Consider the following 24,607-nt stretch of genomic DNA (forward strand, 5'->3'; position numbering starts at 1 on the left):
CGGGTAAACCCGCTCCTACAGGTATTGCACCGCTCTCAAGCATTGTGCAGTACCTGTAGGAGCGGGTTTACCCGCGAAGAGGCCCTACAACCCAGCCACAATCTCCTTGCCCGGCCCCGGCCGCTTCAACATCCCACACGCCAGCAACCCCACCTCGAACAGCACCCACATCGGCACCGCCAGCATCGTTTGCGAAAACACATCCGGCGGCGTCAATATCATCCCCACCACAAAGCACCCGACGATCACGTAGGGCCTGCTGCGCCGCAACGTGGCTACATCAGCCAACCCCACCCAAACCACGATAAACGTCGCCACCGGGATTTCGAACGCCAGCCCGAACGCCAAAAACAGCGCCAGTATAAAGTCCAGGTACTGGCTGATGTCGGTCATCATCGCCACGCCGTCCGGCGTCACGCTGGCAAAGAAGCCGAACATCATCGGGAACACCAAAAAGAACGCGAAGGCCATGCCGGCATAGAACAGCACAATGCTCGACACTAAGAGCGGCAAGGCAATGCGCCGTTCACGGCGGTACAGCCCCGGCGCCAGAAAACCCCAGGCCTGGTGCAGCAACAGCGGCATGGCGACGAACACGGCGCACATTGCGGTCAGCTTGAACGGGGTAAGGAACGGCGAGGTGACGCTGGTGGCGATCATGCTCGCGCCTTCCGGCAAGAAGCGCCGCAGCGGCTCGGAAATCAGCGTGTACAGCGTCTGGGCAAACGGGAACAGGCCGGCGAATACCAGCGCCACCAAGCCCAGGCAACGCACCAGGCGCTTGCGCAGGTCGCGCAGGTGTTCGGTCAGCGGCATGTTCGCTGCCGGGTCCATGGTAATACTCATGAGGCGTTTTCCTTGGGCTCGGGGACCGTGGCCGCATCATTGGCCGGTTCTGCGTGCAGGCTGATGCCCTGGCGAATCTCCTGCTCCAGGCGCTGCAACGGTGCGCTGTCGAGGTTGGGCATTTCGATTTCGCGCTCAACCTGTGTGCGCAAGGCATGCATGGCCCGGCGCGCCTGGCCCAGGCCACGGCCGAGGGTGCGCGCTGCCACCGGCAGGCGCTCCGGGCCCAGCACCAGCAATGCGACGATGCCGACCAGCAGCAACTCGCTGAAACCTACCTCGAACATCAGGCCTGACGGTCCGCTTGTGGCTGCTGCGTAGCCTGGCCGGTCAGCGGAGCATCCTGTTGCACCTGCGCGTGGCCAGGTGCGTTGGCGTCAGTGTCGCCGCCCATGGACTTGCGAAAGCCCTGAATTGCCTCGCCCACATCGCTACCCAGGCCTTTGAGGCGCTTGGTACCAAACAGCAGGAATACGATCAGCAGTACGATCACCAGTTGCCAGATTCCAATGCCACCCATTGCGACCACTCCTGTAAGGTCATGAAAAGGAAGGGCAATCCTGCCTCGCCCAGATGACGTGAACATGACGGACGGGGCATTGCCATCTACCTGCAACACACCGCGTGTTGACTGGCGTCTTTATTGCGCGAGCGAGGCACGCACGGATGGCTGGCAGGCAACAGCAGGGCGCGGCCCTGCTGATGGTGATGGTGGTGCTGGCAATGCTGGCGGCGGGCATGGCCTGGCTGGTAGAAGACGGCCGGCGCCAGGTCGATGAAGTGCGCCTGCTACACCAGCGGGTACAGGCGCGGGCTATGGAGCAAGCCGGCCTGGCCTATGCCAAGCAGGCCCTGCGTGACCCCGCCTGGCGGCTGAGCCCGCTGTTCTGGCAAGCGCTGCGCGGGCAGCCACTGAATTACGACTTTGGCGCCGGCCAGGCGCAGTTGCGGGTGCGCGACCAGCACACCTGCTTCAACGTCAATGCACTGCTCGGCGCAGATGGCGAGCGTGCCGAGCACCAGTTGCGCTACCTGTTGGGCGACGACATGGCTGCCGAACGCCTGGTCGACGCCTTGGCTGACTGGCTCGATGCGGACAGCGATGCGCGCCTGCAGGGCGCCGAAAGCGCCCAGTACCTACGCCAGCAGCCACCAAGGCTGGCGGCCAACCAGCCGATGCTCGACACCAGCGAGTTGAACCTGTTGCTGGAGCAGGATGCCAGCCGCCAGGCGCGTTACCCGATGCTGTGTGCGTTGCCGCAGACCACCGGCTGGCGGCTAAATGCCAATGCCCTGGGGCTGGAGCATCTGCCGCTGCTGGAGGCGCTGTACGAGGGGCGATATCCACGGTCCTTGCTCAGCCGCATCATCAGTGGCCGGCCGGCGTCGGGGTACGTGGATGCGGGCGCATTGCGCCAGGCGCTGGGGGCGGTGGATGACGAAACGTTCGAACGGTTGAGCGAAGGCTTGCTGCTCAACAGCGGGTATTTTCTGTTGCAGCTGTCGTTCGCGGAGGAGGGGCGGGTGATACGCAGCGAGTTCCAGGTGGAGGCGCTGGGGGTGGTGCAATGGCATGCCAGGGTACCGGCGCAGCAAGTGCGGGTGCGCAGCCGCGAGCCAATAACCTGGTAAAGCTTGAGGTAGCCGGGGCTGCTTTGCAGCCCATCGCGACACAAGGCCGCTCCAGGGGTATGCGATCCCTTGTAGGAGCGGCCTTGCGTCGCGATTGGGCCGCAAAGCGGCCCCCGTGCACAGGTCAATCAGACGGTCCCAATCTCCCCGCCATCAATCCGCTGAATCACCACCGTCGAAGCCCGCGGCCGCACCGTGGCCCCTGCCGGCGTCACATCGGTAGCCTTGTCGGTATATGGCCAGTTCCCCGGGTGCTGGATGTTGACGAACAGCGTCTTGTTGTCCGGGGTAAAGCTGATGCCGGTCACTTCGCAGTCATTCGGGCCGACAAAAAAGCGCCGCAGGTCCACCTGGTTCTGCGCGTTCACCGGCACCTGCTTGCCGCTGGCATCCACCAGGTCGGTAGGGATTACCGCCAGCAACTGGTCGTTGGTGTAGTCGGTCAAGGTGGTCTCGCCGTTGTCGGTCTCGAACCACAGCACACCACGGCTATCGAAGCTCATGCCATCCGGGCTGGCGAACTGGTTCAGTTCGGTCAGGCCGGAACGGTTGATGTCGGCGGTACCGGCAGCGTTGGCGCCGAACACGAAGATGTCCCAGGTGAAGCTCAGCTGGTCGTCGCTGTCGTGCCAGCGAATGATGTGGCCATGGCGGTTCGGGCCACGCGGGTTGGCGGCATCGACCTTTTCCGGGGTACGCGCACTGTTGTTGGTCAGGGTCAGGTACACATCACCGTTCAGCGGGTTGACCGTGGTCCATTCCGGGCGGTCCATCGGCGTGGCGCCCACGGCATCGCCAGCACCCCGGGTGTTGAGGATGATGCCCGGCAGGTCGCCGTACAGCGCACCCAGGGTGCTACCGCCGGTAGTGGCGGTGGCCACGTCCAACAGCAGCCATACGCCGGTACCGTCGGCGTTGAAGCGGGCCACGTACAGTTTGCCCTGGTCGAGGTACTTGGCACCGGTGGCCAGGCGGTCGGCCGGGGTGGCGTCGGCGGCATCCCACACGGCGGTGGACACCCACTTGTACAAGTACTCGTTGTTCGAGTCGTCACCCATGTACCACACCAGCGGCTTGCCGGGGACCGGCAGGCCCGGGGCGCAACCTTCGTGGCGGAAGCGCCCCAGCGCAGTGCGCTTGGTGGCCAGGGTGCTGCTGTTGTACGGGTCGATCTCGACGATGTAGCCGTAGGTGCTGGCTTCGTTGCGGTAATCGTCGGTGGCGCTGGCGCCCTTCACAGTCACGTCGAAGCGGGCGAACTCGTCGGCTACTTCGGTGCTGTCACCGGCAGCGCTTTCCCACTTGTACTGGCCGCTGGAAGTGCCCACGCCGATGCGGCGCTGGTCTTCAGGGCGGGTGCCCTTGTTGACGAAGATCCCCGGCCAGTTCTCTTCGCAGGTCAGGTAGGTGCCCCACGGGGTGTAGCCGTTGCCGCAGTTGTTGTTGGTGCCACGGCAGTGGGTGCCGGCGGTGGAGTACTTGGTCTTGACGTGGTCGGTGCCACGCAGCGGGCCAGTGATTTCCATGCGCGAAGCGGTGGTGAAGCGGCGGTTCAGCGGGTCGTTGTCGACCACCTGCCAGCGGCCGTTGACTTTCTGCAGGCGCACCACGCCAGCGCCGTGGGCGTTGATTTCCTTGCGCACTTCTTCAACCGGGCGCTTGCCGTTGACATCGGTGGTCGGGCCGGCCGGGTGCAGGGCAGCGGCGTCGATGTATTCGAAGTTGATCGCCAGCAGGCCGTCTTCCGAGCTGCCGTTGATCGGGAAGAAGTGCATGCCGTCATGGTGCATGCCCATGGCGTTGGCCTGGTCGGTCGAGGTGTTGCTGCCGTCGGATTTCCACGGGTTGCCGTTGCTGTTCAGCGGCGTACCCCAAGGTGCCAGTACATAGGCGCTGTAGCCGGCGGCAACCACGCAGGCGTCGGTGCGCGAGCCAGGGATGGACTGGAAGCCCAGCGCCAGTTTCGGCACTTCCGGTTCGGTGACTGGCGGCTCGGTTACCGGTGGCTCGGTGACCGGATCATCGTGATCGGACCCACCGCCGTCGAAGCAGCCTGTCAGGCCGGTACCGGCGATCATGGCGATGGCGGCGCCCAAGCTGCCGCGCATCACGCTGCGGCGGCTCAGGTAGGCGTCCATGACCGTGGCCATCGGCAGGTTGCCGCTTGGGTTGCGGTCCAGGTTGTCGCCGGTATCTCGACTCATCAGGGTGTCCTTATGTTGGCTGAGTTGGAAGAAACCGCGACTTTAAGGCGCAAGTGTGATGATTCCTTGGCAGAAATGTTAACGAGCTTTTAAAACTGCCGGTTCTTAGATTTGTGCCAGACAGATCAATTTGGAATTGCTGTCGGATTTCTGCCATCAAACTGTAATGCCAACGCCGCAACATCCGGGGCCCTGAATGAGTGTGGAAAAGGATGGCGGGTGCGATGGCGAGCAGTGTGCACAGGCGCGAAGTGATTGGCTGGATGGGCGTCGGGGCCTTGGCGCCGCTGCTTGGCGCCTGCTCCGCATTCCCCGGCCAGCCAGGTGGCAATGCCAGCCTCGACCTGCTGTACGTGGCCGACACCCTCGATGCCCGCCAGCCTGGCCAGGCCGTGGTGCCGGCAACCCGCCTGGGGCCGGTCAGCCACCTAGGCCGCGCGCCGTGGATGACCGGCAGCAGTGCCAGCATTGCCTATCCGCAACTGGCGCCGCTGCTTGACGCCAGCCAGGCTGCTGCTGCCCAACTGGGCGGCTATGCGGTGCTGGCGGCACTGCTGGAGCAACTGCGTGGCGAGGCCGGTGCCGGCAACAGCCTGACCCTGGAAAACGGCCAGGGCTGGAACGGCAGTGGCCTGGCCTACCTGACCCAGGGCGAAAGCGGTGTGCAGGGCAGCCAGTTGCTGGGCATCGAAGCGCGGGTCAGCAGCGATGAACGCGTGCTGTGGCCGCAACGCAGCCCGGGCCTCTACCGTCAGGCCAGCGCCATTACCCTGGGCGCCGGCCTGGCGGAACAACAGCGCCAGGCATTGGGTCTGGGAAGCCTGCATATCTTCGAGCGTGGTGGCGCGCGGATTGCGCTGGTCGGCGTGACCGACCCCTACGCGCAAGATCAGAAAGCCTCTCTCAAACAGTGGTACCAGTCGCTACAGCCGGTGTTCGAGCAGGCCCGGCGTGAAGCCGACCTGGTGGTGGCCATGGCCGATGTCGGCACAGGGCCCGGGTTGTGGCTGGCTGAACGGGTGCCGCAAATCGATGTGCTGCTGTGCGCCCGTGGCCAGGACCTGTGGCCGGCGCCGGTCGAGGTCACCCAGGCCAGCGGCCGCCGTGTACCGGTACTGTTCGCGGGTTGCCGCGGCAGTGGCGCCTTCCGCCTGCGCTGCCAGCGGGTGGCCGGGCTGTGGCAGTTTGACGGGCGTTTTTTCCCCGCTTTCGAGCAACAACTGGCACCTGCGGCGCAGCTACGTGTCGCGCCGCTACAGGCACAACTGCGCCAGCAGCGGGCCGGTCACGCCGCCTGGCTCGACCAACCTTTGGCCCGCGCACCCCAGGCCTTGTGGCGCCGCGACACCCGCGGCGGCAGCTGGGACCGCCTGCTGCATCAAGCCTTGGCCGACGACAGCAGCATGCCTGTGCTGCTGCCTGGCCTGCGCTATGACTACCCGCTGCCGGCGGGGGCCTCCATTACCCGCGAGCACCTGATCAGCCTTACCGGTGGTTACCCGGCGCCAGTGGTCGAGGCCCCGGCCCGGCAGGTTGAACAAGTGCTGGAGAACGCCGCCGAGCAACTGTTTGGCGACCCGCTGCTGCTGGACAACAGCCAGGACCTGCCACGCTGGCAGGGCCAGGCCTGGCGCGTCAGCTACAGCCCGCAAGGCAAGCGCATCGCCGGGCTGGAACCGGTGCAGGGCCTGTGCCGCACTTTCGGCCTGCAATTCGAGGCCCAGGCCGGCGAGCCGCTGTGGCAACGGCTGGAAGCCTGGCTCGGCCGGCAGAAAACCGACTGGCAGCTGGCGCCGTTGCAACTGCCAGAGGTGCGTTACGTGCAGGGCCACCCGGGCTGGCACCCACGGCAGCTGGCGTCGTGAGGCTCGCCTCGCGCTTGCTCACCGGCGCTGGCCTGACCCTGGCCGGCTGGCTCGCTGCCCAGTGTGTGCTGCAACTCAGCCGCCAGCCACAGCCCGCCACCGCGCCTGCCGCTGCCGACAGCCCGCTGCCCGGGTTGATGGTCGGCCACTGGCAAGCGCCCAACGACGACGGCGCCATCGCCATTACCCGCCTGCCGCTGCAATACCTGGGCGGCCTCAGGGCCCAGCCGCTGGCCTCCAGCGTGGTGGTGCTGCGCTATGGCGAACAGGTGCGCACCCTGGCCCGTGGCCAGCGCCTGGCGCCCGGGATCGTGCTGCAGGACATCGACAGCGATGGCCTGATCTTCAACAACCAGGGGCGGCGTGAGCGCCTGCCCTGGCCGTCACGCCCTGCCGTGACCGGCTTCAAGCGGCAAGGATGAACGATGCCTGTTAGATACTGCGTGGCGGTTGCCTTGAGCCTGGCCTTGTCCATGGCCAGCGCCGAAGAACCGGTGTTCGATGAAAACGGGACGCCGATGTATGAGGTGAACTTTGTCGACACCGAACTGGGCGAGTTCATCGACAGCGTGTCGCGCATCACCGGCACGACCTTCATCGTCGACCCGCGGGTCAAGGGCAAGGTCACCGTGCGCACTGTCGACCTGCACGACGCCGACGCCATCTACGACATCTTCCTGGCCCAGTTGCGCGCCCAGGGCTATGCCACCGTCGACCTGCCCAACGGCAGCGTAAAGATCGTTCCCGACCAGGCCGCTCGCCTGGAGCCGGTGCCGGTGGAGACGGCCGGCCAGCAGGGCGAGGGCAGCGACAGCGTGGCTACCCGAGTATTCAGTGTGCGAAATGCTGCCAGCGAGCAGGTGCTGGGCATACTCAAGCCGTTGATCGACCCGCGTGTCGGCGTGATCACGCCCTATCCGGCCGCGCACCAGCTGGTTGTCACCGACTGGCGCAGCAACCTTGAGCGTATCGCCAGCCTGCTTCGGCAGTTGGAGCGCCCCAGTGAAGCTGCTGGCAGCAGTACCCAGGTCATCTACCTGCGCCACGCCAACGCAGGCGAAGTGGTGAAGGTGCTGCGCGGCCTCAGCCAGGAGGGCGCGGTGCCCAGCGAAGGCGCGACCAACGGCGGTGCTGAAGGGCAGGGCAAGGACCAGCCACTGCCGGTTGCCAATGACTCGGGCATTCGCCTGGAGTACGAAGAAGGCACCAATGCCGTGGTCATGGTCGGCCCCGAGCGCGAGCTGGCGGCCTACCGCGCCATTGTCGAGCAACTGGATATCCGCCGGGCCCAGGTGGTGGTCGAGGCCATCATCGCCGAGGTGTCCGACAGCAGCGCCCAGGAGCTGGGCGTGCAGTGGCTGTTCGCCGATGAAAAGTTTGGCGCCGGCATCGTCAATTTCGGCAGCAACGGGGTGAACATCGCCAACATCGCCGGGGCGGCGGCCAGCGGCGACAACGAAGCGCTGGGCGATCTGCTCTCTACCACCGCCGGTGCCACCGCGGGCATTGGCCACTTCGGCGGCGGTTTCAACTTCGCCATGCTGGTCAACGCGCTCAAGGGCAAAAGCGGCTTCAACCTGCTATCCACGCCCACCTTGCTGACCCTGGACAACGCCGAAGCGTCGATCCTGGTGGGCCAGGAAGTGCCGTTCGTGACTGGCTCGGTGACGCAGAACAACGCCAACCCGTACCAGACCATCGAGCGCAAGGAAGTCGGGGTGAAGCTACGCATCAAGCCGCAGATCAACATCGACAACAGCGTGCGCCTGGACATCGTCCAGGAAGTGTCGTCGATTGCCGAATCCAGCGCTGCCAGCGACGTGATCACCAACAAGCGTGAAATAAAGACCAAGGTCATGGTCGAGGACAACGGCCTGGTGATCCTCGGCGGCCTGATCAGCGACGAGCTGAGCACCAGCGACCAGCGTGTGCCATTGCTCGGCGATATCCCTTACCTGGGCCGGTTGTTCCGCTCCGATGCCAGCAAGAACACCAAGCAGAACCTGATGGTGTTCATCCGCCCGCGCATCCTGCGCGATGGGCCAAGCCTGGCCGGGCTCAGCGAGGACAAGTACCGCACCCTGCAGCAGACCACGCCGCTGCAATTGCCGGACCTTGCCGAGGGTAGCTCGCAGTTGCTCAAGGTTTTCCCCGCCAGCCGCGCACGCCTGGAAGGCGGTGACTGGTGATGCTGGCTTATCGTCAGGCCCGCCAGAGCGGGGTGGCCATGGCCCCGGCGGAGCAGGGTTGGCAGCTGTGGCTGCGGGCCGACGCCGACAGTGCCCAGTTGCAGGAACTGCTGCGTGTGCATGGTCAGCCGAGCACGCTGGAGTACCTGCAACCTGCGCTGTTCGACGAGCGCCTTGGCCAGCTGTACCAGGCTGGCGATGCCGCCACCGAAGCGCTGATCGAAGGCATCGGCGACCAGGTCGACCTCGACAGCCTGATGAGCGAAATGCCGCGCATCGAGGACCTGCTGGAAAGTGATGACGAAGCGCCGGTGATCCGCCTGATCAACGGCCTGTTCGGCCAGGCCCTGCGCCTGCGCGCCTCGGACATTCATATCGAAACCTTTGAGCAGAGCCTGGTGGTGCGCCTGCGCGTCGATGGCCACCTGCGTGAAGTGCTACGCCCGCCGCGGGCGCTGTCGGCCATGCTGGTGTCGCGGATCAAGGTCATGGCGCGCCTGGACATCGCTGAAAAACGCCAGCCGCAGGACGGTCGCATTACCTTGCGTGCGGCAGGCCGCGAGGTGGATGTGCGGGTGTCGACTTTGCCCGGCATCCACGGCGAGCGGGTGGTGATGCGTGTGCTCGACAAGCAGGCCAGCCTGCTGGCCCTGGACAACCTGGGCATGCCGGCAGCGGTGCTGCAGGGGCTGCGCAGTTGCCTGGCACGGCCCAACGGCATCGTCCTGTCCACCGGCCCGACCGGCTCGGGCAAGACCACTACCCTGTACGCCAGCCTCAACAGCCTCAACGATGGCAGCCGCAACATCCTCACCGTCGAGGACCCGGTGGAATACGCCATCGCCGGCATTGGCCAGACCGCGATCAACCCGCGCGCCGGGCTGACCTTCGCCAGCGGCCTGCGCGCGATCCTGCGCCAGGACCCGGACGTGATCATGCTCGGCGAAATCCGCGACCAGGAAACCGCGCAGATCGCCGTGCAGGCCAGCCTCACCGGCCACCTGGTGCTGTCTACCCTGCACACCAACAGCGCCGTGGGCGCAGTGACCCGCCTGCGCGACATGGGCATCGAGCCGTTCCTGATCGCTTCCTGCCTGCGCGGGGTGTTGGCCCAGCGCCTGGTTCGCCGCTTGTGCAGCTGTGCGGTGGCGCATCCATTGCAACCCGCCGAGCGTGACTTGTGGCCTGAGTTGGCGGCTTTGGGCAGCAGCTACCACGCGGTGGGTTGCGAGCACTGCCAGGGCAGTGGTTACGTTGGGCGCCTGGGCCTGTACGAATTCATCGAGCTGGATGCCGGGCTGATCGGCCTGCTGTACGACGGCGCCAGCGAGCTGGCGATGCAGGACTACCTGGCGGGGCGTCGGCGGAGCCTGGTGGCGATGGCCAGCGATTGCCTGGCGCGCGGCGAAACCAGCTTGGCCGAAGTGCTGCGCGTGGTGCAGGGCTAAGGCATGCCGACCTATCGCTACCAGGCCGTGGACCTCGCCGGCAAACCGCACAAGGCCAGCCTGCAGGCTGACAGCGAACGCCATGCCCGCCAGCTGTTGCGTGAGCAGGGCCTGTTCGCCCGCCAGTTGCAGCGTCATGAAGTCGGCACCCGCCAGCCCCGGCGCCAGCGCATGAGCCGCGCCCAGCTGTGCGAGCTGACCCGCCAGTTGGCCACCCTGACGGGGGCTGGTATTCCGTTGGTCGATGCCCTGGCCACCCTTGAACGGCAACTGCGTCAGCCCGCCTTGCACAGTGTGCTGGTGGCCCTGCGCGGCTCGCTGGCCGAAGGGCTGGGCCTGGCCCGCAGCCTGGCGCGTCAGGGGGCACCGTTCACCGGTCTGTACTGCGCGCTGGTCGAGGCGGGCGAGCGTTCCGGGCGCCTGGCCCAGGTACTGACGCGGCTGGCCGATCACCTGGAGCAGGTGCAACGCCAGCAGCACAAGGCCCGTACTGCGCTGATCTACCCCGCCGTGCTGATGGGCGTGTCGCTGGCCGTGGTGGTCGGGCTGATGACCTTCGTCGTGCCCAAGCTCACCGAACAGTTCGCCCACGCCGGGCAGAGCCTGCCGTTGATCACGTCGTTGCTGATCGGCCTCAGCCAGGGGCTGGTGCACGCCGGGCCCTGGCTGCTGGGGCTGGCGTTGGTGCTCGGTGCGGTCGGCGGCTGGTTGCTGCGCAAGCCGCACTGGTGTCTGCGCCGTGACCAGTTGCTGTTGCGCCTGCCGCGCATCGGCAGCCTGCTGCAGGTGCTGGAAAGCGCACGCCTGGCGCGCAGCCTGGCAATTCTCAGCGGCAGCGGCGTGGCCCTGCTCGAAGCCTTGCAGGTGGCCACCGAAACCGTCGGCAACCGGCGCATCCGCCTGGCCATGGAACAGGTGCGCCAGCAGGTGCAGGGCGGCACCAGCCTGCACCGCGCGCTGGACGCCAGCCAGCAATTCCCGCCGCTGCTGGTGAACATGGTCGGCAGCGGCGAGGCCAGCGGCACCCTGGCCGACATGCTCGAGCGCGTGGCCGACGACCAGGAGCGCGGCTTCGCCCGCCAGGTCGATACCGCCATGGCGCTGTTCGAACCCCTGATGATTCTGGTGATGGGCGCCGTGGTGCTGTTCATCGTACTGGCGGTGTTGCTGCCGATCATGCAACTCAACCAGGGCCTGCAATTGTGACAACAAGGAGCTTTGCCATGCAGCATCGACGCAACCGCCAGCGCGGTTTCACCCTTATGGAAATCATGGTGGTGATCTTCATCATCGGCCTGCTGATCGCCGTGGTCGCGCCCAGTGTGCTGGGCAACCAGGACAAGGCCATGAAGCAGAAGGTAATGGCCGACCTGGCCACCCTGGAACAGGCGCTGGACATGTACCGGCTGGATAACCTGCGCTTTCCCAGCAGTGAACAGGGCCTGGCCGCGCTGGTGAAAAAACCGGCACAGGAACCGCTGCCACGTGCCTGGCGCAGTGACGGCTACGTGCGCCGCCTGCCTGAAGATCCCTGGGGCACCCCGTACCAGTACCGCATGCCCGGCGAACATGGGCGGGTTGATGTCTACTCGCTGGGTGCCGACGGCCTGCCCGGCGGCGAAGGCCAGGATGCCGACCTTGGTAACTGGGAACTGTAACGGGTGCGTCGTCAGCGCGGTTTTAGCCTGATCGAGCTACTGGTGGTGCTGGCCATTGCCGGGCTGATGACCGGGCTGGCGGTGGCCGGGCTCGGCAGCGGCCAGGCCAGTGTCGACCAGGCCCTGCAACGGCTGGCGGCCGAGACCCGTGGCCAGGCTGCGCTGGCCCGGCATGCCGGGCAATTGCGCGGGTTGCGCTGGAATGGCCAGCGCCCGGAGTTTGTCCGGCGTGAGGGCAATGGCTGGGTGCTCGAAGCGGTCGCGCTCGGTGACTGGCCCAAGGGGCTGCACCCGGAGTGGGCGGCCAGCCCGCAACCGCGCCTTCTGTTCACCCCGCATGGCTGGGCGCAGCCGGGCAGCGTGCGCTGGCGTTGGGCCGAGGGTAGCCAGCAATGGGCCTGGAGCCGCGATGGCCGCTTGCAGGTGACGCCATGAGGCGGCACCAACGTGGCTTCACTCTGCTGGAAGTGACTGTGGCGCTGGCAATTGCTGCAGTGCTGGCCGTGATTACCAGCCAGGTTTTGCGCCAGCGCCTGGCCGTGCAGGACAACCTGCAACAGCACCGCCTTGGCCTGCTGTGCGCACGCGAACTGCAAACCCGCTTTGCCGTCGAGCAGTACTGGCCTGCGGAAAACCAGGTGGGCGGTGAACTCAGCCAGGGTGGCCAGCGGTGCCATTGGCAACTGCAACTGCGTCGCACCGGCGTACGCGACCTGCGCCGTGGTGAATTGCAACTGTTCGCCGACCGCGACAAGCGTTTGCCACTGGGCCAGTACAGCGTGTTTCTGGAGCGCCCATGACGCCTCCACGGTCCTGTGAGATTCCTGTAGGAGGGGGTTTACCCGCGAAGCAGGCACCGCGGTGTATGGCACCGGCTTCGCCGGTGTTCGCGGGTGAACCCGCTCCTACAGGGGCGGCGTATGCCCGTCAGCCTGCAGCTCAAGCCATGAAACACCGCGAGGCCGGCCTCACCCTGATCGAACTCATGGTCGCCCTGGCCCTGACCGCCATCCTCGGCATCATGCTCGCCGCGCTGGTCAACGGCTGGCTCAAGGTGCGCGAACGCCTGCAAGTCACCACCCAGCAAACCTCGGTTCTGGACTTTTGCCTGGCCCTGGAGCGCCGCTTCGACAGCCCGGTACTACGCCGCGTTTACGACCAGCGCCTGCCGTTGGCCAGCCGCTGGCTGGACTGGCAACCCGCCAGCAACCAGCTGCTGTGGGTTGCCAGCACCGGCTTGCCAGAAGCCGAAGGCGGCTCGCGCTTGCAACGCCAGCGCCTGCGCTTCGAAGCCCGCGAGCAACGCCTGCTGCTGGAAAGCTCGCCCGACCTGTACGCCGCCGCCGCCCCCCGTTGGGTCCAGCGCGAACAACTCGAGCGGGTCAGCGCCCTGAATGTCCTGTATTACCAGGGCGGCCGTTGGCTGGCCTGGCCTTCCGATCAACCGGCGCACCCCGGCCGTGGTGTGCGCCTGGAACTGCAGCGTGATGGAGCACCTTATGTCTGCACCTTCGCCCTCCCGTGGGGGCGCTCATGAAGTTTGAATGGCGGCGGCGCATACCGGCCCAACCGTGGCTGTTGCTACGGCCGGGCACGGTTTGGCACTGGGCGCTGGTTGAACGCGGCACCCTGCAGCAACAAGGGCAGGGCCAGCCACCGGCCAACCTGCGCGCCCGTATAGCGCTGGTATTGCCTGCCGAAGCCTGCAGCCATTTTCGTGTGCCGGCCCCGCCCGGGCTCAAGCGCGAGGAGTGGCCGTTGCTGCTCGAAGACCGCTTGCTGCAAACCGCCGACGAAGTGGCTTGCGCCTGCCTGGCCCGTGAACCCGGTTACCTTCGCCTGTTGGTGGTGGCCCGCCAGCAGTTGGACGCCTGGCGTGAGCAATGTGCTGTCTGGGGTTTGCAGGTGGAACGTTGCTGGGCAGAGTTGCAGTTACTGCCAGCGCCGGAAACAGGCAGCTGCTGGAACTGGCAGCGCACTGCCGGGTTGTCCTTGTGCAAGGGGGTGACCGAGGACGGCCAGCAACACTGGCTGGCGTGGCCGGATGCGCTGGGTAGCGTGCCGCAGCAACCCTGGGCAGCGCTGCAGAGGCTGGCGTTGAGCGGTGACTGGCCAAGTACGTGGGCACCCCTCGACTCAATGCCAGGCCTGTTCGAGGGCGCCCGCAAAATGCGCTCAATCCCGGTATTGCCCCGCCAGCATCAGCGTCTGCTTGCCGCCTGCCTGCTACTGGCTGCCGTCTGGGGTGGCCTGTGGTTGACCCAGCAATGGCGTCAGGCGCAGCTCTGGCGCAGCCAGGTCGTTGCCGTGATCGGCGAGCACGCCAGCCCCCGGCATGCTGCACAGGCGCTCAAGCGCCTGCGGGAAAGCGAATTGCAACAGCAACTGCGCACGCGCCAGCTGGAGGACCTGCAAACCCGCTTGCAGGCCTGGCTGCGTGACAACCCAGGCTGGCAGCTGCAGGCGGTGCGCTTTGATGGCCAGCGTTGGCACCTGCGCCTGGAGGGCGAGGGCTATGCTCCGCCCTGGCAGGACATGGCGGCTGCCGCTGGCGCCACGGTGCAGGGTCAAGCTGGCCAAGTGATCTTTGACCTCGGAGCCGCCTCATGAACCGCGATTGGCTGCAGCGCCACCGTCTGGCATTCGCCTGGGCACTGATTGCCCTGTTACTGGCCTTCCTGGCCCTGCGCGCCGGCATTGCGCAATGGCGCGAACTTAGTCAATGGCGCGGGCTGGCCGAACAGGCGGCCAGCCTGCAAGGCGGCCCGGGGCTGAACCTGGAGCGGTTACGCCAGTCGGCCCAGGCCCTGCAGATCGAACTGGCCGAAGTCGATGCGCAGGGCCAGGCCTGGCAGCTGCGTGGGCAGGTGGCCGATGAGCGCGTCTTGCAAGGCTGGCTGCAAAGCCTGCGTGCAGAAGGCGCACAGCCAATGCAGTGGGGGCTGGAGCGGGAGGGCAAGGGGCTGCGCTTTGATCTGGTGGTGCAGCCATGAACCGCAAGGGAATGGCGTGGGTTGGGCTGGTATTCGTACTCACGCTGTTGGTCGAGCTTCCGGCCAATTGGGTAGCGCGGGCGTTTGGCCTGCCCATGCAGGAAGTCAGTGGCAGCCTCTGGCATGGCCAGGCGCGACAGTTAGGCCCGGTTGGCCCTTTGCGCTGGGCGGTGCAGCCTTGGCGCTTGCAGGCAAACGCACAGCTGGGCTTTCAGGGCCAGGCCTGGCAACTGCGTGCCGAGGGCTGGCCCTGGCGCTGGCGGCTGGAGGCCGCAGCGGTGGGCGCCCAAGCGACAGTGCTGACGGATTACCGGTTGGCAGGGCATTGGCAGGGGGCATTGCGGATTCAGGGGGCAGGGCGCCAATGCCGCGCCAGTGAAGGCCGCATTGCGGTGACCGACCTTGCCCTGAGCGAACCGTGGTCACTGGGCCTGGGGCAGGGGTGGCTGGAAATGGACTGCCGCAGCGGCTGGCAGCTGCGCGGGCAGTTGGCACAGCAGGGGCAGCATCAACTGGCCGTGGACGCCGACTTGCTCGCGCGCCGGGCACAGATGGTGTTCGAGTTGCAGCCTGAGGCAGAGCTGACGCCATTGCTGCGCGGGGTGCAGTGGCTTGGGCCGCAGGCGTTGGCAGGGCAGCGGAATTTGCGCTGGTAGGCCCGTTCTATCACCAACAAGCTTGCGGTCACAGGTACTGCATTTGCCTATTGGGAAGCTGCAATGTTGCTGAGGTCAGCCATTTCCTACAGAACCTTCTGTTTTTGGTCCCGGGTGAATGAATTCACTCCAATTGGGTGTATTTTCATCGACCCGACCAAGTGGCTCGCCGGTGCACAGCAAGCCGGTATTGCCTGCCACACGACAGGACAACTCATGAAAAGAGATGAGCGTGAATACATTGAGCTAGAAAGGCTTTCAGTGGAAATACGCAAATTTATGGCGGAGACCCGCAAACTGAAAACCGAAGAGGAAAAAATGCGGCGTGAGTCGATGCTTTATCCATTCGCGGTTAGCGCAGGACTGGTCACTGCACTCGTCGCATTGTTTACTTTTCTGAGCCGCTGACCATGCTGACGTCCACCCGTGCTCTGTCTCGGTAGACTTGAATTCTTGCTATGGTCCGCTCAGAGTTTCCCCCGTTGGGCTGTTGTTTCTGTGCCCTGTTTTTTGCAATTGAGGATGATCCATGTCGACACGGCGTCCAGCTTCTCCCTTCGACCCCGCAACCGAGTTGGCGCAATTGCATGCTGATGTAGCAGCTTTCCATGCAGAAATGCGCCAGTCAGTGCGTGCCCACCCATTCAAGGTCTGGCTGCCCTTTACCCTGGGTGCCGGGTTGGCGCTGATGGTATTTGCTTTGGTTACCCTGTTGCCACGCGTGGGCTGATTACTTGGTAACTCCATTCAGGTTGCCGGGTCTGCCATAGCTTTTCACTTCAGCCTCAAGGCCGAATCTCGATCAACGTCCCGTCCCGCACCAAATCCCACACCTCTTGCATGTCGCGGTTACGCATGGCAATACACCCATCCGTCCAGTCCAAGGTATGGAAGTACCACTCCGGGTAGTCATCGTTGAGCGGCGTGCCATGAATCATGATCATGCTGCCGGCACTCACCCCTTCACGCGTGGCGCGGGCCGCATCACTGATGTTCGGGTAGTTGATGTGCATGGCCAGGTTGAAGCGGTCGCTCTGCTTGCGCCAGTCCAGCCAGTACAGGCCTTCGGGGGTTTTCTTGTCGCCCTCGCGCTCCTTGGCGCCCTTGGGCTGCTTGCCCAGCGAGATGCGGTAGGTTTTCAGCGGCTCGCCGCGGCTGATCAATTGCAGGCGGCGCTCGGACTTGATCACCAGCACCTTGTCGATCAACGGTTGCATGGCCTGTTGCGACTGCGTAGGCGCTTGCGCGGGCGACAGAGGCTTGCGGACGATGGTCTCGGTGAAGGCCGCCTGGGACACCGAGGTAACGCAAAGGCAGAAAAGGGCAAGCAACCAGCGCATGTAACGGTATCCCTGAAGGCGTTTAGGTGTTGGGCGAAACGTTCATCGGCGGCAGGTATTCATGGCCTATAGGGTAGTGCTGCCCGATGCGGTCGCGATAGTAGCATTCTAGTGTGCGCGTGACGGTGCGGAAAGCCAGCTCGCCCCACGGTATCTCATGTTCCTCGAACAGCCGCACCTCCAGGCTTTCGACACCCACATCAAAGGCAAGGTCCGCCAGTTCGGCGCGGAAGAATACATGTACCTGGTTGATGTGCGGCAAATCGAACAGCTGGTACAGGCTGGTCGGCCCGACCCGGGCGCAGGCTTCCTCGACGGTTTCGCGACGGGCGGCCTGCTCGAGGGTTTCGCCGTTTTCCATGAACCCGGCGGGCAGGGTCCAGAAACCGCGGCGCGGTTCGATGGCGCGGCGGCACAGCAGCACCTGGCTTCCCCAGGTGGGCAGTATGCCGGCGACAATGTTGGGGTTCTGGTAGTGGATGGTCTGGCAAGCATCGCAGACATACCGCAGGCGGCTGTCGCCTTCGGGGATCCGCTGGGTGACCGGCTGGCCGCACGCGCTGCAGAATTTCATGATGGGTTCCTTTTGTTCAGGGCTATCTTGGCGTGGCCGCAGGGCCGCCGCAAGCGCAGGGGCTTGGGTGCTTCGCGGCTTTGGTGCATCATGCAAGGCAGGCCTTGGATACGAGCGTGCGCAATGCTGGACGAGCTACTTCGCCGAATGAGCAACCACCACCCCGCATCACTGGAAACCGACCGACGGTTCCCCGAAGCGGCGGTTCTCTTGCCCATTACCCGCAGCGAAGCGCCCGAACTGGTCTTGACCTTGCGCGCCAAAGGCTTGTCGACCCACGGCGGCGAAGTGGCCTTTCCCGGTGGCCGCCGCGACCCGGAAGACCCAGACCTGGTGTTTACTGCGCTGCGTGAAGCCGAAGAAGAAATCGGCCTGCCGCCTGGCCTGGTCGAAGTGATCGGCCCGCTCAGCCCACTGATTTCGCTGCATGGCCTTAAAGTGACGCCATTCGTCGGGGTTATCCCCGACTTCGTCGAATACCGCGCCAACGATGCCGAGATCGCGGCAGTATTCACCGTGCCCCTGGAATTCTTCCGCCAGGACCCGCGTGACCATACCCACCGTATCGATTACCAAGGGCGCAGCTGGTATGTGCCCAGCTATCGCTATGGCGAATACAAGATCTGGGGCTTGTCGGCGATCATGATCGTCGAGTTGGTCAACTTGCTGTTCGATGCAGGCATCAGCCTGCACCAGCCCCCGGAGCGTTACATCGAAAACTGAGCGGGGCCAACCCCGCCGTCTGCGTCATAGCCTGAGGAGCAAGCATGAAATACCGCCTGGGCGACCTGCGGGTCGAAAGCCACCCCACCAGTTGGGTCGCACCCAACGCCACGCTGATCGGCAACGTGCGCCTGCAGGCCAATGCCAGCGTATGGTTTGGTGCGGTGCTGCGCGGCGACAACGAGCTGATCGACATCGGCGAAGGCAGCAACGTGCAGGATGGCACGGTGATGCACACCGACATGGGCTCGCCGCTGACCTTGGGCAAGGGTGTGACCGTTGGCCACAACGCCATGCTGCATGGCTGTACGGTGGGCGACTACAGCCTGGTCGGTATCAATGCGGTGATCCTCAACGGCGCGCGCATCGGCAAGCACTGCATCATCGGCGCCAATGCACTGATTGCCGAGGGCAAGGAAATCCCCGACGGTTCGCTGGTGATGGGCTCGCCGGGCAAGGTGGTGCGCGAACTGACCGAGCAGCAGAAGCGCATGCTGGAAGCCAGCGCCGCACATTACGTGCACAATGCCCAGCGTTATGCGCAGGCGTTGGTGGTTGACGATGAGTGATGTTGTGGAACGGCCGGTGGCCTCGCCGTGCGTGAGTATTTGCGCGCTGGACGAGCAGGACATTTGCACCGGTTGCCAACGTACCGTGGCCGAGATTGGCCGCTGGGGGCGGATGGACAATGACGAGCGCCGGGCGGTGCTCAAGCTTTGCCATGAACGGGCACTAGAGGCCGGCCTCATCCTCTAGGCCGATGCAAAACCCTGTAGGAGCGGCCTTGCGTCGCGATGGGCTGCTTAGCAGCCCCAACAATTTGTGCCCTTGCGCTGAAATTTTGGGGCTGCTGCGCAGCCCATCGCGACACAAGGCCGCTCCTACAGGGTGTACCGTTGCCTGTCGAACAAGCCGACGGTAATCTGTACGGCTTGCCCACCGACTACCCGCCATGTTCTATCTCATTGCCTACATAAGCAGCGTAGTGCTGATCAACTACGCCTTCTCCAGTGCCCCGCACCTGGACATCATCTGGTCCGCCTGGGGCGGCCTGGTGTTCATCCTGCGTGACATGGTGCAAACCCGCTTCGGCCACGGCGCCCTGGTCGCCATGCTGGTGGCGCTGGTGCTGTCCTATGTCACCTCGGAGCCGGCCATTGCCCTGGCCAGTGCCACCGCGTTCTTCATTTCCGAGCTGATCGACTGGCTGGTGTTCAGCATCACCCGTCGGCCACTGCGCGATCGCCTGTGGCTGAGTTCGGCGCTGAGCATCCCGGTGGATACCTTCATCTTCTTCGGCATGATTGGCGCCCTGACCCCAGCGGTGATCGGCACCGCCATGGCCTCGAAATTCGCTGGCGTCACCGCCGTGTGGCTGGCCATGGCATTTCGCGCCCGGCGGGCTGCCGTTGCCGGTTGATGGTGTAGAATAGCGGTCCTTTTTCAGCGGGTGGCGCCAAGCCTGGCGCGGCCCCGGATGCCTTCGAGGACCTGAAATGACCCGTATCGGAACCCCCTTGTCGCCCACCGCGACCCGTGTACTGCTGTGCGGCTGTGGCGAGCTGGGCAAGGAAGTGGTGATCGAGCTGCAGCGCCTGGGCGTCGAAGTGATCGCCGTCGACCGTTACGCCAATGCCCCGGCCATGCAGGTGGCGCACCGCAGCCACGTGGTCAACATGCTCGATGGTGTGGCCCTGCGTGCCGTGATCGAAGCCGAGAAGCCGCACTATATCGTTCCGGAAATCGAAGCCATCGCCACCGCCACCCTGGTCGAGCTGGAAAACGAAGGCTTCACCGTGGTGCCGACCGCCCGCGCCACCCAACTGACCATGAACCGCGAAGGCATCCGCCGCCTGGCCGCCGAAGAGCTGGAACTGCCAACCTCGCCGTACCACTTTGCCGACACTTACGAAGACTTCGCCAAGGGCGTGGCTGATGTCGGCTACCCGTGCGTGGTCAAGCCGGTTATGAGTTCGTCGGGCAAGGGCCAGAGCCTGCTGCGCAGCGATGCCGACCTGCAAAAGGCGTGGGACTACGCTCAGGAAGGCGGCCGCGCCGGCAAGGGCCGGGTGATCGTCGAAGGCTTTATCGACTTCGAATACGAAATCACCCTGCTGACCGTGCGTCATGTGGGCGGCACCACCTTCCTCGAACCGGTCGGCCACCGCCAGGAGAAAGGCGACTACCAGGAATCCTGGCAGCCGCAGGCCATGAGCCCGAAAGCGCTGGCCGAGTCGCAGCGCGTGGCCAAGGCGGTCACCGATGCCCTGGGCGGTCGCGGTCTGTTTGGCGTGGAGCTGTTCGTGAAAGGCGACCAGGTGTGGTTCAGCGAAGTTTCGCCGCGCCCGCATGATACTGGCCTGGTAACCCTGATTTCCCAGGACCTGTCGCAGTTCGCCCTGCATGCCCGCGCCATTCTCGGCCTGCCGATTCCGGTGGTTCGCCAGTTTGGTCCTTCGGCTTCGGCGGTGATCTTGCCCGAAGGTCAGTCGCAGCAGACCCGCTTCGCCAACCTGGGGGCAGCATTGAGCGAGCCGGACACTGCCATCCGCCTGTTCGGCAAGCCGGAAATCAACGGTACCCGCCGCATGGGCGTGTGCCTGGCGCGTGATGAATCGGTCGAAGCGGCGCGGGCCAAGGCGACCCGGGCATCGCAGGCGGTCAAGGTCGAGTTCTGATCCGAGATTGCAGGGGGCCGCGTTGCGGCCCTTTCGCGACACAAGGCCGCTCCTACAGGAGACCGCGCTAGCCGAGGCTGATGCGATCCCCTGTAGGAGCGGCCTTGTGTCGCGATAGGGCTGCAAAGCAGCCCCAGCTTTCTTACAATTGTGTATTGCGGGTCTCTTTCAGGCACAACACAGCAATCAAACTGATCACCGCTGCGGCCGACACATAACCCCCCACCCAGCTCAATCCACCCATGCTCACCAGCTTCTGGGCAAAGAACGGTGCCGCCGAGGCGCCGACGATGCCGCCCAGGTTATACGCCGCCGAAGCGCCGGTATAACGTACATGAGTCGGGAACAGCTCCGGCAGCAAAGCCCCCATCGGCGCAAAGGTTACGCCCATCAGGAACAGCTCAATGGCCAGGAACAGCGCCACACCAGTGGTCGAACCCGAGGTCAGCAGCGGCTCCATGGTAAAGCCCGAAGCCACCGCCAGCAGGCCACCCACGATCAGCACCGGCTTGCGCCCATAACGGTCGCTGAGCCAGGCCGACAGCGGCGTGGCCAAGGCCATGAACACCACGGCAAAGCACAGCAAGCCAAGGAACGTCTCGCGGCTGTAGCCCAGCGTGGTCACACCGTAGCTCAGCGAGAACACTGTCGAGATATAGAACAGCGCGTAGCACACCACCATCGCCGCAGCGCCCAGCAGGGTAGGGCGCCAGTGTTTGGCGAACAGGTCAACCACCGGCATTTTCACCCGCTCCTGGCGAGCAACCGCCTTGGCGAATACCGGGCTTTCTTCAAGCTTCAGGCGCACATACAGCCCCACCAGCACCAGCGCAGCACTGAGCAGGAACGGAATGCGCCAGCCCCAGTCGCGGAACTGCTCGTCGCTCAGGGTCAGCGCCAGGGTCAGGAACAGGCCGTTGGCCGCCAGAAAGCCGATCGAAGGGCCCAGTTGCGGGAACATGCCGAACCAGGCGCGTTTGCCTTCCGGGGCGTTTTCGGTGGCCAGTAGTGCCGCGCCACCCCATTCGCCGCCCAGGCCCAGGCCTTGGCCAAAGCGCAGCAGGCAAAGGATGATCGGTGCCCACACGCCGATGCTGTCGTAGCCTGGCAGCACGCCAATGGCCGTGGTGGACACGCCCATCAGCAACAGCGAGGCGACCAGGGTCGACTTGCGGCCAATGCGGTCGCCAAAGTGGCCGAACAAGGCCGAGCCCAGCGGCCGTGCAAGGAAGGCGATACCAAAGGTAAGGAAGGCCGCCAGCATCTGCGCGGTGCCCGACCCTGACGGGAAGAACACCGGGCCGATTACCAGGGCTGCGGCAGTGGCATAGACGTAGAAGTCGTAGAACTCGATGGCGGTGCCGATGAAGCTGGCAGTGGCTACCCGCGCAGGCGAGTTGACCGGCGCGGCAGGCGCTTGGGCATAGGTGCTGCTTGTCATTAATTAGGTCCCTAACAGTCTGGTCCGGCTCCATGGCTTGGCCTGCGTGGGCATGCATGCAACAGGGCAGGCACGGCTGCGCGGGCGCCGGAGCGTTTTGTTGTTGTGTGCGCCCGACTGACGATAGCCCAAGGGGGATAGGGGCGGGGCGGGCACTGTTCGGGGTGTTGAAGCAGGACCGCGGGGCGTGTCAGTGGAGCGGACTGGCCGTGGAACGCCGGGTGCGGGTAGCAGGCGTGACGGCGGGGCTGGGTAAGCGTGACCCGAGTATAGCTAGCGGGTCACGGTCCACACCAGTACCTTGCTGGCACAATTGTCCTCTGTTTCGAGGATTTCCAGGCGATAGCGGCCGATCTTCAGGCAAACGGCGCTTTCCGGAATGCTTTCCAGCGCTTCGGTCACCAGCCCGTTGAGGGTTTTCGGGCCGCCGTCGCAGGGCAGGTGCCAGCCCAGGGAACGGTTGATTTCGCGCAGCGAGGCGGTGCCGTCAATGACGAAGGTGCCATCGGGCTGCGGGTGCACGTGCGGGTTCTCCAGGCTTTGTTCGTCCTCGAACTCGCCGACGATCTCTTCAAGGATGTCTTCGAGGGTGACGATACCCAGCACTTCGCCGTACTCGTCCACCACCACGCCCAGCCGCCGCTGCTGCTTGTGGAAGTTCAGCAACTGCATTTGCAGCGGCGTGCTCTCCGGTACGAAATACGGCTCGTAGCAGGCGCCGTGCAGCGCCTCCAGGGTCAACTCGGCCTTGGGCAGCAGGTGGCTGATCAGCTTGGTGTTGAGGATCGCTTCGACCTGGTTGATGTCGTTGTGGTACACCGGCAAGCGGGTGTGGCGGCTGACGATCAGCTGCTCGATGATGCGCTCGATCGGCTCGTCGAGGTTGATACCGTCGACTTCGTTGCGTGGCACCAGGATGTCGTTGACCGTTATCTTGTCCAGCGCCTGCAGGCCGTCGAGCAAGCCGTGGCGGGGCGCTTCGTGCTCATCGTCCTCGTCCAGGTCGTCATCTTCCTGCGGATGCAGGGCCACCGCTGCCGGCGGGGTGCGGAACGGGCGCAAGACCAGCTTGGCGCAGCCGTCGAGCAGGCAGGCAAAGGGTTGTAACAGTATCAGCGGCGCTTTCAGCAGGCTAACCCCAAGGCTGACCAGTGCCTGCGGGTTGCGCCGAGCAAGGCGCCGAGGCAGGAATTCGGCAAAGATCAGCAAGGCCAGTGCGCCACCCAGACCGGCCAGCCAGAACCCGTGTTCACCGCTGTAGCGCTGGCCGATCAGGCACGCCAGGCCGAGTACCAGCAGCTTGCCCAGGCTGGCGCACAGCACCAGCGCCTGGGCGGGCAGCGCTGGCTGCCCGTCTTCATGCGGGCGCAGCGAGCCATTGAGGTGCAGGCGGGCAGCATCCACGGCGGTAAACAACGCTGCCCAGAGCAGCGCCAGTGCCAAAGTGACCAATAGCGGTGCGTACGGCAGGGTGTCCATGGGTGGCCGTCAGATGTGCAGGATGAATTCGCGAACCAGCTTGCTGCCAAAATAGGCCAGCATCAGCAGGCAGAAACCGGCCAGCGTCCAGCGGATGGCCTTGTGGCCACGCCAGCCCAGCCGCGTGCGGCCCCACAGCAGCACGCTGAACACCACCCAGGCCACGCAGGCCAGCAAGGTCTTGTGCACCAGGTGCTGGGCAAACAGGTTGTCGAGGAACAGCCAGCCGGAGATCAGCGACAGCGACAGCAGGCACCAGCCGGCCCAGAGGAAGCCAAACAGCAGGCTTTCCATGGTTTGCAGGGGCGGGAAGTTGCGGATCAGCCCGGACGGGTGCTTGTTCTTCAGCTGGCGGTCCTGCAGCAGCAGCAGCAGCGACTGGAACACCGCGATGGTGAACAGCCCGTAGGCCAGGATCGACAGCAGGATATGCGCAAGGATGCCCGGTTCTTCGTTGATCAGCGGCACCGTGCCGGGCGGCGCGAACTGCGCCAGCAGGGCGGTTACGGCGCCCAGCGGGAACAGCAGCATCAGCAGGTTTTCTACCGGTATGCGCAGGCAGGCCAGCAGGGTCAGGGCAATGACCGCCACGGCAATCAGGCTGGCGGCGCTGAAGAAGTCCAGGCTCAGGCCCAGCGGCGTAATCAGCTGAAAGAACAGCGCGCCGGCCTGGGCCAGCACCGCGACGGCACCCAGCAGGCCAAGCAGGCGCTTGTCGGCCTTGCGGCCCTGGGCCAGGTGCGAGCCCTGGTAGATGGCCGCAGCTATATAAAGGCCGGCGGCGATCAGGTTGGGGATGAGGCTGGGTGAGGAGACCATAAGTCCTGGTTGGCGAGCCTTAAAGAGACGGAGTTTGGCATAGTGAGCTGCAAGCTGGAAGC

At 64.9% G+C, this 24,607-nt stretch carries 29 protein-coding genes; 20 read left to right on the forward strand and 9 right to left on the reverse strand.

Annotated features, from left to right (window positions below; all coding sequences use genetic code 11):
- Positions 1-84: 84 nt before the first annotated feature.
- From tatC to tatA, 3 genes are read right to left on the reverse strand one after another with little or no spacing between them, the layout of a single operon-like run.
- Positions 85-846, reverse strand: a complete 762-nt coding sequence (gene tatC, locus ACIP02_RS09410; protein ID WP_400615508.1) for a twin-arginine translocase subunit TatC — start codon at positions 844-846, stop codon at positions 85-87.
- Positions 843-1,133 carry a Sec-independent protein translocase protein TatB gene (gene tatB, locus ACIP02_RS09415; RefSeq protein ID WP_400615511.1) on the reverse strand — a complete coding sequence of 97 codons (291 nt, stop codon included), beginning with the start codon at positions 1,131-1,133 and terminating at the stop codon, positions 843-845. Before tatB ends, tatC begins: the two co-directional genes overlap by 4 nt.
- Entirely contained in the window at positions 1,133-1,366 is a 234-nt protein-coding gene (gene tatA, locus ACIP02_RS09420; protein ID WP_400615513.1) for a twin-arginine translocase TatA/TatE family subunit, read from the reverse strand. Before tatA ends, tatB begins: the two co-directional genes overlap by 1 nt.
- A 146-nt stretch (positions 1,367-1,512) precedes the next feature.
- Here tatA and gspK point away from each other — a divergent pair, with 146 nt between their 5' ends.
- The gene (gene gspK / locus ACIP02_RS09425) at positions 1,513-2,478 is read left to right on the forward strand and encodes a type II secretion system minor pseudopilin GspK (protein ID WP_400615515.1); all 966 of its coding nucleotides are present in this window, start codon (positions 1,513-1,515) and stop codon (positions 2,476-2,478) included.
- A 128-nt stretch (positions 2,479-2,606) separates the two neighbouring features.
- Here gspK and ACIP02_RS09430 read toward each other — a convergent pair whose 3' ends face one another.
- Complete coding sequence (locus ACIP02_RS09430; protein WP_400615518.1) at positions 2,607-4,682, reverse strand: PhoX family protein; 2,076 nt, start codon at positions 4,680-4,682, stop codon at positions 2,607-2,609.
- Positions 4,683-4,906: 224 nt separating this feature from the next.
- Between ACIP02_RS09430 and ACIP02_RS09435 the strand changes: the two genes are divergently transcribed.
- The 14 genes from ACIP02_RS09435 to ACIP02_RS09500 all read left to right on the forward strand — a co-directional run bounded on the left by ACIP02_RS09435 (position 4,907) and on the right by ACIP02_RS09500 (position 16,221).
- Positions 4,907-6,547 carry a lipoprotein UxpA gene (locus tag ACIP02_RS09435; RefSeq protein WP_400615521.1) on the forward strand — a complete coding sequence of 547 codons (1,641 nt, stop codon included), beginning with the start codon at positions 4,907-4,909 and terminating at the stop codon, positions 6,545-6,547.
- The gene (locus tag ACIP02_RS09440; protein WP_400615523.1) at positions 6,544-6,969 is read left to right on the forward strand and encodes a pilus assembly protein PilZ; all 426 of its coding nucleotides are present in this window, start codon (positions 6,544-6,546) and stop codon (positions 6,967-6,969) included. The genes ACIP02_RS09435 and ACIP02_RS09440 overlap by 4 nt, the downstream gene beginning before the upstream one ends.
- Positions 6,970-6,972: 3 nt before the next feature.
- Positions 6,973-8,736 carry a type II secretion system secretin GspD gene (gene gspD / locus ACIP02_RS09445; protein ID WP_400615525.1) on the forward strand — a complete coding sequence of 588 codons (1,764 nt, stop codon included), beginning with the start codon at positions 6,973-6,975 and terminating at the stop codon, positions 8,734-8,736.
- Positions 8,736-10,184: a GspE/PulE family protein gene (locus tag ACIP02_RS09450; RefSeq protein ID WP_400615527.1), complete on the forward strand. Its 1,449-nt coding sequence runs from the start codon at positions 8,736-8,738 to the stop codon at positions 10,182-10,184. The genes gspD and ACIP02_RS09450 overlap by 1 nt, the downstream gene beginning before the upstream one ends.
- A 3-nt stretch (positions 10,185-10,187) precedes the next feature.
- Positions 10,188-11,390, forward strand: a complete 1,203-nt coding sequence (gspF, locus tag ACIP02_RS09455; RefSeq protein ID WP_400615529.1) for a type II secretion system inner membrane protein GspF — start codon at positions 10,188-10,190, stop codon at positions 11,388-11,390.
- 17 nt (positions 11,391-11,407) lie between these two features.
- Positions 11,408-11,842, forward strand: a complete 435-nt coding sequence (gspG, locus tag ACIP02_RS09460) for a type II secretion system major pseudopilin GspG (protein WP_013971171.1) — start codon at positions 11,408-11,410, stop codon at positions 11,840-11,842.
- Positions 11,843-11,845: 3 nt separating this feature from the next.
- On the forward strand, positions 11,846-12,277 hold the full coding sequence (gene gspH / locus ACIP02_RS09465) for a type II secretion system minor pseudopilin GspH (RefSeq protein WP_400615532.1): 432 nt from the start codon (positions 11,846-11,848) through the stop codon (positions 12,275-12,277).
- A complete protein-coding gene (locus ACIP02_RS09470; RefSeq protein WP_400615534.1) occupies positions 12,274-12,642 on the forward strand; it encodes a type II secretion system protein GspI in 369 nt (122 codons plus the stop codon). The genes gspH and ACIP02_RS09470 overlap by 4 nt, the downstream gene beginning before the upstream one ends.
- A 146-nt stretch (positions 12,643-12,788) precedes the next feature.
- Positions 12,789-13,379 carry a prepilin-type N-terminal cleavage/methylation domain-containing protein gene (locus tag ACIP02_RS09475; RefSeq protein ID WP_400615536.1) on the forward strand — a complete coding sequence of 197 codons (591 nt, stop codon included), beginning with the start codon at positions 12,789-12,791 and terminating at the stop codon, positions 13,377-13,379.
- On the forward strand, positions 13,376-14,452 hold the full coding sequence (locus ACIP02_RS09480; protein ID WP_400615539.1) for a GspL/Epsl periplasmic domain-containing protein: 1,077 nt from the start codon (positions 13,376-13,378) through the stop codon (positions 14,450-14,452). The genes ACIP02_RS09475 and ACIP02_RS09480 overlap by 4 nt, the downstream gene beginning before the upstream one ends.
- Positions 14,449-14,835, forward strand: coding sequence for a type II secretion system protein GspM (gene gspM, locus ACIP02_RS09485; RefSeq protein WP_400615542.1), 387 nt, complete (start codon positions 14,449-14,451; stop codon positions 14,833-14,835). The genes ACIP02_RS09480 and gspM overlap by 4 nt, the downstream gene beginning before the upstream one ends.
- Positions 14,832-15,491: a hypothetical protein gene (locus ACIP02_RS09490; RefSeq protein WP_400615545.1), complete on the forward strand. Its 660-nt coding sequence runs from the start codon at positions 14,832-14,834 to the stop codon at positions 15,489-15,491. Before gspM ends, ACIP02_RS09490 begins: the two co-directional genes overlap by 4 nt.
- Positions 15,492-15,605: 114 nt before the next feature.
- Entirely contained in the window at positions 15,606-15,899 is a 294-nt protein-coding gene (locus ACIP02_RS09495; RefSeq protein ID WP_400615547.1) for a hypothetical protein, read from the forward strand.
- Between the two features lie 121 nt (positions 15,900-16,020).
- Positions 16,021-16,221, forward strand: coding sequence for a hypothetical protein (locus tag ACIP02_RS09500; RefSeq protein WP_400615550.1), 201 nt, complete (start codon positions 16,021-16,023; stop codon positions 16,219-16,221).
- A 55-nt stretch (positions 16,222-16,276) separates the two neighbouring features.
- On the opposite strand, the gene ACIP02_RS09505 is transcribed toward ACIP02_RS09500, so the two are convergent.
- Both ACIP02_RS09505 and ACIP02_RS09510 read right to left on the reverse strand, forming a co-directional pair.
- Positions 16,277-16,831 (reverse strand): murein L,D-transpeptidase family protein, encoded by a 555-nt coding sequence (locus tag ACIP02_RS09505; RefSeq protein ID WP_400615552.1) that lies wholly within the window; start codon positions 16,829-16,831, stop codon positions 16,277-16,279.
- 22 nt (positions 16,832-16,853) lie between these two features.
- Positions 16,854-17,405, reverse strand: coding sequence for an NUDIX hydrolase (locus ACIP02_RS09510; RefSeq protein ID WP_400615554.1), 552 nt, complete (start codon positions 17,403-17,405; stop codon positions 16,854-16,856).
- A 123-nt stretch (positions 17,406-17,528) separates the two neighbouring features.
- Here ACIP02_RS09510 and ACIP02_RS09515 point away from each other — a divergent pair, with 123 nt between their 5' ends.
- The 5 genes from ACIP02_RS09515 (at position 17,529) to purT (ending at position 20,806) form a co-directional block, all read left to right on the forward strand.
- On the forward strand, positions 17,529-18,128 hold the full coding sequence (locus tag ACIP02_RS09515; RefSeq protein ID WP_201207893.1) for a CoA pyrophosphatase: 600 nt from the start codon (positions 17,529-17,531) through the stop codon (positions 18,126-18,128).
- A 44-nt stretch (positions 18,129-18,172) separates the two neighbouring features.
- Positions 18,173-18,697 (forward strand): gamma carbonic anhydrase family protein, encoded by a 525-nt coding sequence (locus ACIP02_RS09520; RefSeq protein WP_400615556.1) that lies wholly within the window; start codon positions 18,173-18,175, stop codon positions 18,695-18,697.
- The gene (locus ACIP02_RS09525) at positions 18,690-18,884 is read left to right on the forward strand and encodes a DUF1289 domain-containing protein (protein WP_085624170.1); all 195 of its coding nucleotides are present in this window, start codon (positions 18,690-18,692) and stop codon (positions 18,882-18,884) included. Before ACIP02_RS09520 ends, ACIP02_RS09525 begins: the two co-directional genes overlap by 8 nt.
- Positions 18,885-19,080: 196 nt before the next feature.
- Positions 19,081-19,548 (forward strand): VUT family protein, encoded by a 468-nt coding sequence (locus ACIP02_RS09530; protein ID WP_010952556.1) that lies wholly within the window; start codon positions 19,081-19,083, stop codon positions 19,546-19,548.
- A gap of 76 nt (positions 19,549-19,624) precedes the next feature.
- On the forward strand, positions 19,625-20,806 hold the full coding sequence (gene purT / locus ACIP02_RS09535) for a formate-dependent phosphoribosylglycinamide formyltransferase (RefSeq protein ID WP_400615559.1): 1,182 nt from the start codon (positions 19,625-19,627) through the stop codon (positions 20,804-20,806).
- 142 nt (positions 20,807-20,948) lie between these two features.
- Here the strand turns inward: purT and ACIP02_RS09540 are convergent, their stop codons facing one another.
- The 3 genes from ACIP02_RS09540 to ACIP02_RS09550 all read right to left on the reverse strand — a co-directional run bounded on the left by ACIP02_RS09540 (position 20,949) and on the right by ACIP02_RS09550 (position 24,545).
- The gene (locus ACIP02_RS09540; RefSeq protein WP_400615561.1) at positions 20,949-22,247 is read right to left on the reverse strand and encodes an MFS transporter; all 1,299 of its coding nucleotides are present in this window, start codon (positions 22,245-22,247) and stop codon (positions 20,949-20,951) included.
- Positions 22,248-22,520: 273 nt separating this feature from the next.
- Positions 22,521-23,726, reverse strand: coding sequence for a transporter associated domain-containing protein (locus ACIP02_RS09545; RefSeq protein WP_400615563.1), 1,206 nt, complete (start codon positions 23,724-23,726; stop codon positions 22,521-22,523).
- A gap of 9 nt (positions 23,727-23,735) precedes the next feature.
- On the reverse strand, positions 23,736-24,545 hold the full coding sequence (locus ACIP02_RS09550; RefSeq protein ID WP_400615565.1) for an inner membrane protein YpjD: 810 nt from the start codon (positions 24,543-24,545) through the stop codon (positions 23,736-23,738).
- Between the last annotated feature and the right edge of the window lie 62 nt (positions 24,546-24,607).

Origin of the sequence: Pseudomonas sp. NPDC089408, assembly GCF_044749445.1 — a bacterium.
In the GTDB taxonomy this organism is placed as follows: domain Bacteria; phylum Pseudomonadota; class Gammaproteobacteria; order Pseudomonadales; family Pseudomonadaceae; genus Aquipseudomonas.

Bases quoted from the DNA above. Each gene is read 5' to 3' on its own strand.
- gspM (WP_400615542.1), top strand. From the start codon at position 14,449: ATGAACCGCGATTGGCTGCAGCGCCACCGTCTGGCATTCGCCTGGGCA.
- ACIP02_RS09475 (WP_400615536.1), top strand. From the start codon at position 12,789: ATGAAACACCGCGAGGCCGGCCTCACCCTGATCGAACTCATGGTCGCC.
- ACIP02_RS09510 (WP_400615554.1), bottom strand. From the start codon at position 17,405: ATGAAATTCTGCAGCGCGTGCGGCCAGCCGGTCACCCAGCGGATCCCC.
- ACIP02_RS09515 (WP_201207893.1), top strand. From the start codon at position 17,529: ATGCTGGACGAGCTACTTCGCCGAATGAGCAACCACCACCCCGCATCA.
- ACIP02_RS09450 (WP_400615527.1), top strand. From the start codon at position 8,736: ATGCTGGCTTATCGTCAGGCCCGCCAGAGCGGGGTGGCCATGGCCCCG.
- ACIP02_RS09470 (WP_400615534.1), top strand. From the start codon at position 12,274: ATGAGGCGGCACCAACGTGGCTTCACTCTGCTGGAAGTGACTGTGGCG.
- ACIP02_RS09525 (WP_085624170.1), top strand. From the start codon at position 18,690: ATGAGTGATGTTGTGGAACGGCCGGTGGCCTCGCCGTGCGTGAGTATT.
- tatB (WP_400615511.1), bottom strand. From the start codon at position 1,133: ATGTTCGAGGTAGGTTTCAGCGAGTTGCTGCTGGTCGGCATCGTCGCA.
- gspK (WP_400615515.1), top strand. From the start codon at position 1,513: ATGGCTGGCAGGCAACAGCAGGGCGCGGCCCTGCTGATGGTGATGGTG.
- ACIP02_RS09550 (WP_400615565.1), bottom strand. From the start codon at position 24,545: ATGGTCTCCTCACCCAGCCTCATCCCCAACCTGATCGCCGCCGGCCTT.
- ACIP02_RS09520 (WP_400615556.1), top strand. From the start codon at position 18,173: ATGAAATACCGCCTGGGCGACCTGCGGGTCGAAAGCCACCCCACCAGT.
- ACIP02_RS09530 (WP_010952556.1), top strand. From the start codon at position 19,081: ATGTTCTATCTCATTGCCTACATAAGCAGCGTAGTGCTGATCAACTAC.
- tatA (WP_400615513.1), bottom strand. From the start codon at position 1,366: ATGGGTGGCATTGGAATCTGGCAACTGGTGATCGTACTGCTGATCGTA.
- tatC (WP_400615508.1), bottom strand. From the start codon at position 846: ATGAGTATTACCATGGACCCGGCAGCGAACATGCCGCTGACCGAACAC.
- gspD (WP_400615525.1), top strand. From the start codon at position 6,973: ATGCCTGTTAGATACTGCGTGGCGGTTGCCTTGAGCCTGGCCTTGTCC.
- ACIP02_RS09435 (WP_400615521.1), top strand. From the start codon at position 4,907: ATGGCGAGCAGTGTGCACAGGCGCGAAGTGATTGGCTGGATGGGCGTC.
- ACIP02_RS09505 (WP_400615552.1), bottom strand. From the start codon at position 16,831: ATGCGCTGGTTGCTTGCCCTTTTCTGCCTTTGCGTTACCTCGGTGTCC.
- gspF (WP_400615529.1), top strand. From the start codon at position 10,188: ATGCCGACCTATCGCTACCAGGCCGTGGACCTCGCCGGCAAACCGCAC.
- ACIP02_RS09430 (WP_400615518.1), bottom strand. From the start codon at position 4,682: ATGAGTCGAGATACCGGCGACAACCTGGACCGCAACCCAAGCGGCAAC.
- ACIP02_RS09545 (WP_400615563.1), bottom strand. From the start codon at position 23,726: ATGGACACCCTGCCGTACGCACCGCTATTGGTCACTTTGGCACTGGCG.
- ACIP02_RS09480 (WP_400615539.1), top strand. From the start codon at position 13,376: ATGAAGTTTGAATGGCGGCGGCGCATACCGGCCCAACCGTGGCTGTTG.
- purT (WP_400615559.1), top strand. From the start codon at position 19,625: ATGACCCGTATCGGAACCCCCTTGTCGCCCACCGCGACCCGTGTACTG.
- ACIP02_RS09490 (WP_400615545.1), top strand. From the start codon at position 14,832: ATGAACCGCAAGGGAATGGCGTGGGTTGGGCTGGTATTCGTACTCACG.
- gspG (WP_013971171.1), top strand. From the start codon at position 11,408: ATGCAGCATCGACGCAACCGCCAGCGCGGTTTCACCCTTATGGAAATC.
- ACIP02_RS09500 (WP_400615550.1), top strand. From the start codon at position 16,021: ATGTCGACACGGCGTCCAGCTTCTCCCTTCGACCCCGCAACCGAGTTG.
- ACIP02_RS09540 (WP_400615561.1), bottom strand. From the start codon at position 22,247: ATGACAAGCAGCACCTATGCCCAAGCGCCTGCCGCGCCGGTCAACTCG.